Source organism: Janthinobacterium sp. EB271-G4-7A (assembly GCF_020858075.1).
GTDB classification, from domain to species: domain Bacteria; phylum Pseudomonadota; class Gammaproteobacteria; order Burkholderiales; family Burkholderiaceae_D; genus Janthinobacterium; species Janthinobacterium lividum.
This window is the reverse complement of the sequence record NZ_JACYMI010000001.1, coordinates 2,003,058-2,016,434: the sequence shown is the minus strand read 5'-3', so window position 1 is coordinate 2,016,434 and position 13,377 is coordinate 2,003,058. Positions and strand designations below refer to the sequence as shown.

Here is a 13,377-nt window from a genome sequence, read left to right as displayed (position 1 = left end):
GCTCAGCGTCGGCTCCCGTCTACTGCACGAACATCAGTTTGTTCAGCGGCAGCGAGATGCCGACGGCGATGCCGCCCGGCGTGAACCACGGCCGCAGGCGCGCATTGGCCGCCGTGATCCACTGCGGCGAATACAGGAAAAACGCCGGCAGCTCCTCGGCATAGATGGCCTGGGCGCGGTCGAGCAGCGCGCGCCGTTTGGCCACGTCGACGGTGCCGACCTGCTGCTGCAGCAGCTCGAGCAGATCGGCGCGGCGGAAGGCATCGCTGAAGGCGCCGTTGCCCGCCGTTTGCCGCAGCATGCTTTCCGGGTCCCCATTGCTGCCCTGGCTGACGAGCGCCAGGTCGAAATCGGCCGCGACCATGCGCGCGCCCAGGATACCGCCGTCCATGATGCGCACATTGACTTCCATGCCCAGCTTTTCCAGCTGGCCAGCCAGCTGGCTGGCGGGCCGCGCCAGGCTGCGCGTCGCCGCCAGTTCGAGCACCCACGGCTTGCCGCCGCTGTCGCGCAGGCGACCGTCCGGCGCGGCGCGGTAGCCCAGCTCCGCCAGCATGCGGCGCGCTGCCACCGGATCGTAGGCATACGCATCGAACGGCGCCCCGCTCTGCCAGATGCTGCCCCGCACGAAGCGTCCGGCGGACACCTCGCCCTGCCCGTTCTCGACCACGCGCAGCAGTTCCTGCCGGTCGATGCCGCGCGCGATGGCCTGGCGCAGGCGCTTGTCGGCAAACGGCGGGCGCGCATGATTGAAGCGCAGCCGCACCGGATGGCCGGAAGGCGCGCTGACCACGGTGGCAAAGCGCGTCACTTCGGCAGCCAGGGGCGCCGGCAGGCTGCGGATCATGTCCACCTGGCCCCGCTTGAGCGCGCCCACGGCAAGCGAAGGCTGCATGCGCAGGAACAGCAGGCTGCGCACCCTGGGCGGGCCCAGGTAGTACTCTTCGTTCGCGGTGAAAAGATAGCGGCCCGCCGCCTTGTCATACGCACCCAGGCGATAGGGGCCGCTACCGACGATGTCGGCCTGTTTCACGTGCTGGGGGTCGTCCAGGCGCGCGTACACATGCTGCGGCAGGATGGGCACCGAACCGGCCAGCTGCGCCACGAACGGCGCATATACGCGCTTCAGGCGCACGCGCACACGCCCCTTGCCCAGGTCGTCCACGCCGTCGATGGCCCCCAGGTCGAACAGGGGATGCGGGTGCTGGCGCAAATACGCAAAAGTAAACACCACGTCCGCCGCCGTGACGCTCTTGCCGTCATGCCAACGCGCATCGGGGCGCAAGGTGAAATCGATGGTGCGGTGGTCGGCGCTTTCCCGCCACGCGCTGGCCAGCCCCGGCACCAGCTTTCCGCTGGCATCGCGCCACACGAGGGTGTCGAAAATCAGGCTCGTCAGCGTATAGCCCATGCCGCCGCTGGCATGGGTGTAGGGGGTCGGCAAGCCGAAGTCGCCCTGTTCATCGGCAATGGTACAGCGCTCGATGCGCGGTGCCGGCGACGGCTGCTGCGTACTGGCGCTGGCGCCGGCACACGCCAGCCAGCCGGCAAGGAGAAGGGGAAAAAGCAAGCGAAGACGGGGCACCAGCGTTCCTGACGATCAGAAGAGAGGCAAACCCCGGCCGCCATGGGCCGGGCAAGTGTGCTGCGTAGAATGGATTCCCAACTAAATGAGAATTATTTACAGCTGCATATCTTATGGTTGCCGCGCTGGCCAGGCAAATTGTCTTTCCGGAGGGCTGGTATCTGAAAAACTGAGGGGCCGGGGTGCAGGCTCCCCTCGCCCAAGCGCCGGCCCTGTCAAGGCGCCACAGCTGGCGCTGTCCCGGCGCCATGCCGCTTACTCGCCCTGCTCCGGCGCGCGGCCGATCTCGCCGTCGATATTGGCCAGGAACCAGGCCAGCGACGACATCAGCGCCACGTTGCGTTTCAGGTTATTCGGGTCGACCTTGTCCAGGGTGTCGGCCGGCGTATGGTGGTAGTGGAAGTAACTGTGGCTGTCGACCAGCGGCTCGAAGCTGGGCACGCCTCCCGTTTCCAGACGGTGCAAATCGCCCGTGCCCAGCGCATCGCGGCGCGTGAACGCGTGTGCGCCCATCGGCTGCAGGGCGGCCAGCAAAGGCGTGAACAGTTTTTCCGCCTTCGGTCCCACGCTGGCCTTGATACCGAACGGGCGGCCGGCGCCGCTATCCATCTCGATGGCCGCATATTGCTTGCCGAGCGCCTGCTTGTGGGCCTCGAAGTAAGCCTGGCCGCCGCGGCCGCCGTTTTCCTCGTTCATCCAGGCGATCACGCGGATGGTGCGGCGCGGACGGTAGTCGAGCTTTTTCAGGGTTTCCACCACGCCCATGGCCGCCACCACGCCGGCGCCGTCGTCGTGCGCGCCCGTCGCCAGGTCCCAGGAGTCGAGGTGACCCGAGACCACCACCACTTCGTCGGCCTTGTCCGTGCCCGGCCAGTCGGCGATGACGTTGTAGCTATCGGCTTCCGGCAGGTTTTGCGGCGTCAGGGTCAGGTGCATTTTCATCGGGCCGCGCGCGGCCAGGCGGCCGATCAGCAGGGCGTCTTCCACGGTGACGGCGGCGGCGGGAATGCGTTTATTGTCGTCCAGGCCCGTGGCGCCCGCATGCGGGATGCGGAAATCGGCGCCGCCCACCGAGCGCACCAGCGCGGCCGCTGCGCCCAGGTCGGCCGCCGCCTTCGGTCCGAGGAAGCGCGAGCGCGAACCCTGGCCGTAGGTGACGCCGGCCAGACCCCGCTCGGCCATCTCCTGGTCGAACGGCGTGTCGATCAGCACAATGGCGCCCTTCACTTCCGCCGCGCGCGCCTTGAGTTCTTCCAGGCTCTTGACGATGATCACGGGCGCCGTCAGGCCCGCGGCCGCAGTGGCGCCGGAGCCGCCCAGGGCCGTGAGCACCACGCGCTGCGACACGCCCTGCGGACGGCCCGCATAGTCGACGATTTCCGCCGTTTCCACGCCGCGCACCCAGTGCGGCACTTTCACGGGCTGCAAGGTGACCTTGGCGCCCAGCTGGCGCATGGTGTCGGCCACCTGCTGCACGGCGGCGGCGGCGCCGGCGGAGCCGGACAGGCGCGGGCCGATCAGATCCGTCATGTCGGCCAGGCGGGCGTAGGCCCAGTCGCTTTGCAGCGCGGTGTCGCGCACCTGCGCCAGCGCTTGCGGCGTATTGCCTGGCGCGGCGGCAAAGGCGCCGGCGCTGACGATACAGCCAAGGGCAAGGGATACGGCGGAACGGCGCAGTGGCGCGCCAGTCGGGATGCTATGCATGTGTTCAGTTCCAGTCAACAAGGTCGAAGCGGGTACGCCGTAGCCATGGGCAAGGCGCGAATTTTTCTACGATAGCGTATTTATTCTGTCATTGCAGCAACTTTTACGGGATCGATTGCCTCTTTCCCCCAGAGTCGATTACCATGCAGATCGTGATCGCTACCGGATACCGCCATGCTCAAGGGAAGACTCTGTATCGTCCGGCATTTGACCGCCGCCGACCTCAATACCTATATCGCGCTGATCAACGACCTGCCCGCGCGCAGCGAGTTCTTTTCCATGCAATTCAAATCGCCCGAAGCGATCCGGCGCGAATTCCTGCAGACGGGCCTGGTCACGGAAGATAGTGAACTGTTCCTGATTGAAGACCATCACCAGCACATCATCGGCTCGATCACGCACTTCAAGGGCCGCACCCCGGCTTGCCGCGAAATCGGCTACCGCCTGTTCGACCCCAAGTGGGGCGGACGCGGCTATGGCGGCGAAGCGACGCGCCTGGTGGTCGACTACCTGTTCAATGCCTATCCCTACCACCGTCTGGAATTGCTGATGGACCCACAAAATACGGCTTCCGAACGGATCGCGCAAAGGTGCGGCTTTACCGAGGAAGGCGTGAAGCGCCAGGCCTTTTTCATCAATGGCGTCATGCGCGACGTGAAAATGTATAGCCTGCTGCGTCCGGAATGGCAAGCGTTTGCGCCTATCGTGTCAGGCTGAAACTGTTACCACGCCGCCCTGATTGTAATAAGTTGTATTAGACGTGGAACAAGCTTGCGGCAGCGGATATAGTCCACTCCATGCAGATCATTGTGATCTCGCCGGAATGGAAGGAAATGCCATGTTGAACAAGAAACTCCTGGGTGCGGTAATGGTAGCGGCAGTGGCTGTGTCTTCGGCCGCAGTCGCCGGTGACCGCGACTTCAATACCGTTGCAGGCGCCGTTGTCGGAGCGGCCATTGGCAACAGCACCGGCGGGCGCAATGGCGCGATCGTCGGTGGCGTGCTTGGCGCCGCCGTCGGCAACAGCATCAGCACGAATGACCGTTATTATGACCGTGGCGGCTATCGCGGCGGTTACCGCGAAACCTATTACGCGCCTGCGCCGCAGCCGGTGTACTACGCCCCTGCCCCGCAGCCGGTGTATTACGCGCCGCCACCGCGCTACTACGGCCCGCCAGCTGTCGTCTACGTGCAACCGGGCCGCGGCTACTACCGCGACCATGGCCGCCGCGACTATTATGACCGCGGCCACGGTCACGGCCACGGCTGGGGCCATCGCCGTTAAGCACCGCCCTGCACTTGCACCATGAAAAACCTGCGCCAGCCTGCTGCCGCAGGTTTTTTTGCGCGACAGGCAAGGTATCGTCCCTGCGCAATTTCGGCTAAGCTGTGTCCTATGATCAACATTGCTGGCCGCCTGGACCGCACCAACCGATGCATTTAATCAAAGACGGACTTGACTTCGGCCCCTGGCTCGATGCCGCCGCCGGCACCAGCGTGGGCGCCGGTCCCCTGCCGCGCCGCGAGAACCAGGACAACTTCCTGCTGATCGATGCCAGCGGCCACGCCGTCTGCCTGTCGCAGCAAGCGCCGTTCCACTGCCAGGTGCCGGGCTGGCCGCGCGGCCATGTACGCGCCGCCGTGCTCGACGGCATGGGCGGTCACGGCCAGGGGCGAGAAGCGGCGGAAGCGGCCGTGCAAGGCTTGCTGGCCATGCCCGCCTGCCTCGACACGGCCAGCCTGGCCGCCAGGCTCGACGAGTTGCACACGCGGCTGCAGGACAGTTTCGCCATGGCCGCGCCAGCCCAGGCGCGTCCGCCCGGCACCACCCTGACCCTGCTGGAAGTACCGCCCGGCGAAGCGCCGCTGCTGTATCACGTGGGCGATTCGCGCCTGTATGAAATCGCCGACGGGGCAGCCAGCATCCTCACCGTGGACCACGTGCCGGCCACCGTGTACGCCATGCGCGGCGCGCTCGACGAGACGCGCTGGCGTGCCGCCGTGCACGGCGAGCATCATCCGCAAATCTCGCAGGCATTCATTTTAGGCAATGCCATCAGCGACAGCTTGCAGCTCGACAAGCCATTGCGCGCCCTCGATGCGGCCACCCTGCCGCCCTTCCTCGCGCACCTGGGCGACCGCCGCGTGCTGCGCGTGCGCCCCGGCGCCCACTATCTGCTGGCCAGCGACGGTTTCTGGGCCTGCGACGATCCGCTGGCCCTCACGGCCCGCTGGCCCGCCTTGTGTGCAGGCAAGACTGCGGCACAGGCCGTCAGCGCCCTGTTCGACGACTTCCTCTCCCACCCGCCAACAGGTTTACATAGCGACAACATTACCATGCTGGCGCTGCGCTTCGATGCGGAATTCACCGCCCCAGGCGGCTAGCGGCCAGGTAGCCGGCCGTCGCCGACACGGCCGACAGCAGGGCGCCCCAGGCCATGTCGATCGCCGTCAAGGCCAGCGGCCAGTCGCGCAATGTCGCGTAGTTGCTCAGATCATAGGTGCCGTAGGCAAGCAGCCCGAGCAACGCGCCCAGCGCTGCCGCCGTGCGCCCGCGGCGCAGGCGCAAGCCGGGCAAAATGGCAAAGACCAGCAGTCCCGCCACGTACAGCAGGTAAAACAGCGTGGCCGGCGCCCAGCGGGGCGTGTCCGCCAGCAACGGCCCCAGCGCCGCGGCGTACATCGGTTTCATCAGCACGGCCAGCCACAGGGCATCGATGGCCAGGAATACGCACAAGGTGGCGCCATAGGCAATGGCAAGCTGGAGCGGACGTTGGACAGGCATGGTCATCTTTCGGCGTCAGGCAGCGTGTGGGGGATAACGGTTACGCCAGCATAATGCAAAACGCCGCCATGGATGCCATGGGATCAAATAGGCCGCATGAAAATACACCATGGCTCAGGTGCGCGAACTGCCCGTCTTACTCGAACGCATGAACTCTGCCTGCATCCTCCCGCTGGCGCTGCGGCGAGTATCCGGAAGTGACCGCCAACCAACAACGCAATGATAAGACATATCAAAATAACATGCCAACAAAGACATTAAATGTGTTTATGAGCAATAGTTTCCATGGCTTGCATGGCAAGATGTGACCAGGGACATGAATTTGGGCAAAAAGAGCGCATTCCGGCGCCGTGAAAGTTGCCAAGCAGGCGCAAAAGCGCGTAAGCTCTCATGTATAACAGAGGGCAAAATGTCCCCGCTCGATTCGAGTCAGAATGTCATGAAAAAATGCAGCAACCCGGAGCACCCGCACTGTACGTTCTGGGTCTTGCCTGGGGAAACAGTCTGCGCGGGCAACCACCCGCAAACGACGACTGCCCCCAGCAGCTACGACCTGTTGACCGCACTGCGCAGCGCCCGTTCCGAGCCATCGGCAACGGCGCTTTCGCACGCCCCTGCCCGTGATGCTGTTATTCGCGATGCTGCTATGCAAACGCTGACGAGCCCCGTGCCGGCTTCCGCCGCGCCTCCGGCATTCGCGCCAACGCCGGTTGCGCCGCCATCGGGCCTGCAGGCCTACCAGCCGGTGCAAGCCCACCTGCACATCAGCGGCTTCGATCCGCGCGCGGCAGGCGGACGGCAAACCCTGAAAATGGAATTGCGCGGCATGAGCGCCGCCTGCGCGCCGCAGCTGACCTTGCGCCTGCGCTCGGACCTGATCCCCCGCGGGCACGTGCAGCATGATTTCGTGCGCACCACGCGCGGTGACTGGCGTCCCGTGTTTGTCGAGTTTTCGTCGCGCAACAAGGAACACGGGCAATACCAGATCGAAGTGGAAGTGCACAGCCACATCGATGGCGCCGTGGCGCAGAAATGGGTGTGCACCTTCGTCATCCTCGTGCCGCGCCGCGACGCCACCCTGACGGAAATCCACCAGATCTTCCTCAGCACGCACAAGAACGTGCGCGTGATGGCCGATGACGCCTCGATCGCCCGCGTGACGGGGGGCGACGGCTGCAACCTCGACGTGACGGCGCGCAATGCCGGCATCGCCCACGTGGATTTATCTGCGCCGCAAGGCAAGATCGACATGGGTTTTACCACCATCGCCTGGGACGAGGAGTTGATCGAAGTCGACCTGCCCGCCGCCAGCCACTGCCATCCGCACCCGAGCCAGGCCGCCTGCCTCGTCAATGCGGCGCCGGAAGCGGGCGAACAGCGCCAGATCCGCCTGTTCGCGCTGGAAGAATGCATGCTGGGCCGCTTCGAACTGGTGGACCCGGAAGCCGATGTGCTGCTCAGCCATTTCAGCCCCGACGGCCAGGACAACAATGGCTTGACGCGCCGCCTGTCGGGCCGCCACGCCATCATCCGGCGCAGCCAGCAAGGCTTTGAAATCGAGGATGTGTCGCGCTACGGCATGCTGCTCGACGGCGTGTGGCCCGGCAAGCACAAGCCCCTGCGCCTGGGCATGCGCATCGAATTGACTGCCAGCATCAAGGGTATCGTCGTGCTCAGCGTCACGGCCCTGCTCGCACACGGCGTGATCCTGCACCGCATCGACCACGGCGCCCACGCCGAATGTTTTTACCTCTTGCTGCCCGACACCCAGCCCACGCCAGCAAGCCACCTTGCCACGCCGCAAGCCAGCTGCCTGCCCGTACTCTTCCACCGCAATGGCGGATTCTGGCACCTGGACACGGCCAGCGGCAAGGAAACCGCGCTGGCCCCCGCTACCGCGCTCGACAAGCTCAGCGGCTTCGCGCGGCACAACCGCTTCGCCAGCGAACCGTATCCGGAATGCTGGATCATCCGCACCGAAGGTGCTGCGCTATGCGATAGCCCCATGCAAACTGCCTGATACAACGCCTCCCGCCACCTGACCGCTAGCGTCTGAAAAATGGTCAGAGCAAGGCGCGCTGCCGAAGACAGTACGAATGTACGGCAAGGCAGTGCAACGCAGCTATGCCCTTTTTTCGGACGCTAGCGTGGCACCAGCACGAGGAAAATCATCGACAGGCCCAGTATAAACACCGCTTCCAGCGTAAACACGATGGCGGGAATCTGCAATTCGCGCGGGATTTTCATGGCGACACCTCTTCAAAACACAGGACTGCCTTCAGCATAGCGCGCCCTGCGCCAATTGCATTATCAGCCGTATAACACACTTGACCGCCCGGCATGAGTTGCCGAGTTCGCTGCCAGGGCCATGCCGACACATAATTTAACAAATTATCGGCAGATATTCTGCAAATAGCCCCCTTACCTACCCTTCCGTACTGTATATTCATCCAGTTAATATTCCCCTGTATTTCACACAGCGCCCGCATGGCGTTTTACATTTCCTATGGCTTCCAATAAAGCGCATCATGCGACCGGTTGGGCTGCTGGCGTGATCGCCGCTGCCCTGGTCGCGCACGCTGGCGCCGGTGGCCCGTATCAAGTGCTGAGCATGCTCGCCTTTGTCATGGGTGCGCTGGGCGGCACGGCGCCGGACTGGCTGGAAGTGGCCTGGTGGGCGCGCACGCACCGGCTGTGGATCACGCACCGCACGTGGACGCACTGGGGCCTGGCCTGGATCGCCCTGCTCGTCTACACCTATCTGCAATTGCAGCACCACCTGTGGGCGCCGCCCCTGTTCGGCTTTGCGGCCGGCGGCATCATGCATTTGCTGGCCGACTGGCCCAATCCGCTGGGCGTGCCGTGGATCTTCCGCCGCCACTCGCTGCGCTGGTGGAAAAGCGGCCGCCACGACATCATCGTCATCATCGCCGCCTGGCTGGCCGCCACCGTCGTGGCCGACCACGTGTTTTTTGACGGCATCCACCTGCGGCGCACCCTGCTGGCGTTCGACAGCCTGCTGCACTGGTCCGCCAGCGCCCTGCAGCAGGCTTGGGCAGATCTGCAACAATGGCAGCTGCGCTGGCGCCTGGGCGGCGACGCCAATTGACGCCGGCGGCGTGGCAATGTGATAATGAGTATCATTCTCAAACAGCCCAGCCAGCCGGCACCGCGCGGTCCGTCAGCCCAGCTCTTCCCTTGCCTGGAGAACGCAGTGAGCACCGTCAGTCCCATCCCTACCAGCCACCTGAGCACCCTGTACAGCGAGCACCACGGCTGGCTGTATGGCTGGCTGCGCGGCAAGCTGGGCAACCGCGCCGAGGCGGCCGACCTGGCGCAGGACACGTTTCTACGCCTGCTGGGCAAGCGCGAGGTGACACCGCTGGCGCCCCTGCGCGAACCGCGCGGCTACCTGGCGACGATTGCGCGCGGCTTGCTGATCGACCGCTACCGGCGCCAGGCGCTGGAGCAGGCCTACCTGGAAGCGCTGGCGCAGCAAGCCGAAGCAACGACGATCAGCGCCGAAACGCATGCCATCATCATCGAAACCCTGCTCGCCATCGACCGCCTGCTCGACCGTCTGGGCCAGCGCACGCGGGCCATCTTCCTGCTGGCGCAGATCGAAGAACTGAGCTATGTGGACATCAGCCGGCGCCTCGGCATCTCCCTGCCCACCGTGAAAAAACACCTGGTGCGCGCCTACACGGAATGCCTGATGCTGGCGGCCGGCTGATGTTCGGCCCCGCGATCTCGCCTTCCGCACCCATTGCCCGCAAGGTGCTGGCCGCCGCCGCCCACTGGCATGTGGAACTCCAGTGCGGCAGCGCCGACCCGGCCGCCGTGCAGGCATGGCGCGACGCCAGCGCCGAACATGAACGTGCCTGGGACTTGTTGCAACGCATGCACTGCCAGCTGGGCACGATACCGGCAGCGCTGGCGATGCCCGCCCTGCAGACGGCGCAGCAGCGCCGGCGCGCGGCCGCCAGGATACTCGCCCTGCTGGTGGCGGCCGGCGGCGGCATCGCGCTGGGCCAGGCGGGCTTGCAGTCCGGCCCATGGCAAGCCCTGACGGCGTCCTTGCGCACGGCACCGGGCCAGCGCCGCCACGTGACCTTGGCCGATGGCGGAGGCATGGAGGTGAATACGGATAGCGCCCTGGATGTCGCTTACAGCGCCACGCAGCGCCGCATCCGCCTGCACCATGGCGAAATCATGATCACGACGGCGCCCGACCCGCGCCCCTTCCTGGTCGACACCCCGCATGGCGTGATCCGCGCGCTGGGCACGCGCTTCGGCATACGCTGCGACGACGATGGCAGCACCGTCAGCGTCTTCGAGCACGCCGTGGAAGTACGTTGCGCGGCGCGCCCGGATGCCGTGCGCCGTCTGGAAGCGGGACAGCAGCTGCGCTTTGGCGACACCGGCGCGGATGACGTGCAGGCCATGCCGGCGCACCAGGACAGCTGGCTGCGCGGCATGCTGGTGGCCGCCGACTGGCCGCTGCAACAACTGGTCACGGAACTGGCGCGCTACCGGCGCGGACGCCTGGCGTGCGACGCCGGCGTGGCGCAGCACCCCGTCACGGGCACTTACCGCCTCGACGATATCGACGCCGTGCTGGAAAGCCTGTGCGCCTCGCACGGGCTGCAAGTGACGTACTTCACGCGCTACTGGGCCACGGTGGCGGCACGGCCGGCATAATTATTTTCAGTTTTTTGCGCCAGGGGTTGGTGTTTCGATGCGCTGCTTCGGCTTGACAAGTAAGAAGCCGATTCATACGCCATTTTCTTATCCCTCTGAGCAGAAAGACCGAGCATGCAGCTGACCACCCCCGTCCTCCATCCCGCCGCGCGCGCCATCCGCCTGGCCGTCATCGCCATGGCTTGCGCCGCCCCCGCCGCCTTTGTCGCCGCGCCCGCGCTGGCGCAAGGCCAGGTCGCCGCCACCGCAGCGCCGCAAGCCTATGCCGTGCCAGCCGGGCCGCTGGCCACCGCCCTCAACGACTTTGCCGTCGCCGCCGGCGTCAGCCTGTCGACCGATCCCGCGCAGACGCGGGGACTGCGCTCGCCCGGCGTGCGCGGCAGCCATAATGTGGCGCAGGGTTTCGCCCAGGTGCTGGCCGGCAGCGGCCTGGAAGCCGTGCAGCTGCCGAACGGCGCCTACGTGCTGCGCCAGGCCCCTCCCTCCTCTGCCTCGGCAGGCGGCACGGAAAAGACCATGGCGCCCGTGACGGTTAGCGCCAGCATGGAGCGCGACCCTGTCAGTGAGCACAGCAACTCGTATGCGGCGCGCGCCGTCACCGTCGGCAAGGGCGTACAGACCCTGCGCGAGATCCCGCAATCCGTCAGCGTCGTCACGCGCCAGAAGATGGATGACCAGAACCTCAACACCATCGACGCCGTGCTGGCCAATACCACCGGCATCACCATGTACGACAGTCCCATGGGCGGGCGCTATGTGTATTCGCGCGGCTTCATGGTCGAGACCTACCAGTTCGATGGCGTGAACCGCGCCATGTACTACCCGCAGGCAAACAGCTTTACCAGCAATACGGCCATGCTGGATCGCGTGGAAATCGTGCGCGGCGCAACGGGACTGCTGCAGGGCACGGGCTCGCCGGGCGCCGCCATCAACATGGTGCGCAAGCGCCCGCTGGCGGAAAAGCAGGTGCAGCTGGCGCTCGGCGCAGGCCGCTGGAACGACGTGCGCGGCGAAGTCGACGTCACCGGCCCCTTGAACGAATCGGGCAGCATCCGCGGCCGCGCCGTGGCCTCCATTGAGCAGCGCGATTATTTCTATGACGTGGCCGACAGCCGCACAGACGTGCTGTATGGCGTGCTGGAATTCGACCTGGCGCCGGGCAGCAAGCTGACGACGGGCGCCAGCTACGAAAAACTGCACTCGACGCCCTTCTTTTCCGGCATGCCCCGGTACCGCGATGGCAGCGACCCGAAACTGCCCCGCGCAACCTTCCTCGGCGCCGACTGGAACCGCTGGGACAGCCGCCAGACGGCCGTCTTCGCCGAATTCGAGCACCGCTTCGACGCCGACTGGTCACTCAAGGCCAGCGCCAACTACACGCGCGAGCGGCATGACGTGAAATACATGTTCAGCCAGGGCGCGCTCAATCCCGACACACTGGCCGGCATGATGATGTATGGCGGCGTGTTCGACTACGGCAGCACCAACAAGGGCATCGACCTGTCGCTCGATGGCAAATTCAACGCCTTCGGCCGCCGTCATGGCTTCAGCGCCGGCATCAACACGAACCGGCTGGAAAGCGACAGCGATTTCAGCCTTGCCCTGCTGCAGCAAGCGAACAATCCGCTGCGGCCCAATCACGGCGTGGCCGAACCGAGCGATGCCTGGTTCCGCGAGAACAGCTACCGGGGCGATCCCAGCGTAACAACCATGACGCAGACGGGCGCCTACGGCGTGGCCCGCTTCAGCGTCAGCGATCCGCTCACGGTGGTGGCCGGCGCGCGCGTGTCGAACTACAAATGGAGCAGCGTGTACCGCGACACGGGCGAGGTGTATATCGATCCATACCGCGAAAATGGCGTCGTCACGCCGTATGGCGGCGTCATTTACGCATTCGACCCGCGCTGGTCCGGCTACGCCAGCGTTTCCGACATCTTCCAGCCGCAGAACCAGCGCACGACCGACGGCGCCCTGCTCGACCCGCTGCAAGGCCGCAACCTGGAAGTGGGCGTGAAAGGTGAACTGTTCGACGGCAAGGTGAACACCTCGCTGGCGCTGTTCCGTATCGAACAGCGCAACCGCGCGGAGCTCGACCTGGTCAACACCTGCTCCAGCGGCACGGAGTGCTATTTCTCGGCCGGCAAGGTACGCAGCGAAGGCCTCGATGCGGAAATCAGCGGCGAAGTGGCGCCGGGCTGGCAGCTGTTCGCCGGCTATACGCTGAACAACTTCAAGTACCTGGAGCAGACGTCGAATGCGGGCGTGATGTTCGCCAGCACCTACTCGCCGCGCCACATGCTGCGCGCGTGGAGCGATTACCGCCTGCCCGGCGCCCTGCAGAAGTGGAGCGTGGGCGGCGGCGTGAACTTCCAGACGGAGAGTTCGCGCGTCACGCAGAACATCACGGTGGCGCAAGGCGCGTATGCCTTGTGGAGCGCGCGCGCCGCCTACCAGATCGACCGCAACTGGACGGCGTCGCTGTCCGTGACGAATCTGCTCGACAAGCACTACTACCAGACAGTGGGCGCGCCTGCGTGGGGCAATTTCTATGGCGAGCCGCGCAAGGCGCAACTGACCTTGCGCGCGCGGTTCTGAACGATGC

General features: G+C 65.5%; 11 protein-coding genes. 8 read left to right on the top strand and 3 right to left on the bottom strand.

The window, feature by feature from the left end; translation table 11 throughout:
* Positions 1–19: 19 nt before the first annotated feature.
* Together IGS58_RS09170 and IGS58_RS09165 are read right to left on the bottom strand one after the other, a co-directional pair.
* Positions 20–1,585 carry an ABC transporter substrate-binding protein gene (locus IGS58_RS09170; RefSeq protein ID WP_230521154.1) on the bottom strand — a complete coding sequence of 522 codons (1,566 nt, stop codon included), beginning with the start codon at positions 1,583–1,585 and terminating at the stop codon, positions 20–22.
* A gap of 255 nt (positions 1,586–1,840) precedes the next feature.
* Positions 1,841–3,289: a M20/M25/M40 family metallo-hydrolase gene (locus tag IGS58_RS09165; protein ID WP_230521153.1), complete on the bottom strand. Its 1,449-nt coding sequence runs from the start codon at positions 3,287–3,289 to the stop codon at positions 1,841–1,843.
* A 174-nt stretch (positions 3,290–3,463) separates the two neighbouring features.
* On the opposite strand from IGS58_RS09165, the gene IGS58_RS09160 reads away from it, so the two are divergent.
* From IGS58_RS09160 to IGS58_RS09150, 3 genes are all read left to right on the top strand, one after another.
* Positions 3,464–4,006 (top strand): GNAT family N-acetyltransferase, encoded by a 543-nt coding sequence (locus IGS58_RS09160; protein ID WP_099388194.1) that lies wholly within the window; start codon positions 3,464–3,466, stop codon positions 4,004–4,006.
* 121 nt (positions 4,007–4,127) lie between these two features.
* Positions 4,128–4,574 carry a glycine zipper 2TM domain-containing protein gene (locus tag IGS58_RS09155; RefSeq protein WP_034751896.1) on the top strand — a complete coding sequence of 149 codons (447 nt, stop codon included), beginning with the start codon at positions 4,128–4,130 and terminating at the stop codon, positions 4,572–4,574.
* A 149-nt stretch (positions 4,575–4,723) separates the two neighbouring features.
* Positions 4,724–5,674, top strand: a complete 951-nt coding sequence (locus tag IGS58_RS09150) for a PP2C family protein-serine/threonine phosphatase (RefSeq protein ID WP_230521152.1) — start codon at positions 4,724–4,726, stop codon at positions 5,672–5,674.
* On the opposite strand, the gene IGS58_RS09145 is transcribed toward IGS58_RS09150, so the two are convergent.
* The gene (locus IGS58_RS09145) at positions 5,655–6,074 is read right to left on the bottom strand and encodes a DUF2177 family protein (protein ID WP_070258166.1); all 420 of its coding nucleotides are present in this window, start codon (positions 6,072–6,074) and stop codon (positions 5,655–5,657) included. The two genes, IGS58_RS09150 and IGS58_RS09145, sit on opposite strands and share 20 nt — an antisense overlap.
* A gap of 646 nt (positions 6,075–6,720) precedes the next feature.
* Between IGS58_RS09145 and IGS58_RS09140 the strand changes: the two genes are divergently transcribed.
* The 5 genes from IGS58_RS09140 (at position 6,721) to IGS58_RS09120 (ending at position 13,370) form a co-directional block, all read left to right on the top strand.
* The gene (locus IGS58_RS09140) at positions 6,721–8,094 is read left to right on the top strand and encodes an FHA domain-containing protein (RefSeq protein ID WP_329957979.1); all 1,374 of its coding nucleotides are present in this window, start codon (positions 6,721–6,723) and stop codon (positions 8,092–8,094) included.
* Positions 8,095–8,580: 486 nt separating this feature from the next.
* Positions 8,581–9,183: a metal-dependent hydrolase gene (locus IGS58_RS09135; RefSeq protein WP_230521150.1), complete on the top strand. Its 603-nt coding sequence runs from the start codon at positions 8,581–8,583 to the stop codon at positions 9,181–9,183.
* A 24-nt stretch (positions 9,184–9,207) separates the two neighbouring features.
* On the top strand, positions 9,208–9,807 hold the full coding sequence (locus IGS58_RS09130) for a sigma-70 family RNA polymerase sigma factor (protein ID WP_268989822.1): 600 nt from the start codon (positions 9,208–9,210) through the stop codon (positions 9,805–9,807).
* The gene (locus IGS58_RS09125; protein WP_230521149.1) at positions 9,807–10,775 is read left to right on the top strand and encodes a FecR domain-containing protein; all 969 of its coding nucleotides are present in this window, start codon (positions 9,807–9,809) and stop codon (positions 10,773–10,775) included. The genes IGS58_RS09130 and IGS58_RS09125 overlap by 1 nt, the downstream gene beginning before the upstream one ends.
* A gap of 114 nt (positions 10,776–10,889) precedes the next feature.
* Positions 10,890–13,370, top strand: coding sequence for a TonB-dependent siderophore receptor (locus IGS58_RS09120; RefSeq protein WP_230521148.1), 2,481 nt, complete (start codon positions 10,890–10,892; stop codon positions 13,368–13,370).
* The last annotated feature ends 7 nt before the right edge of the window (positions 13,371–13,377 follow it).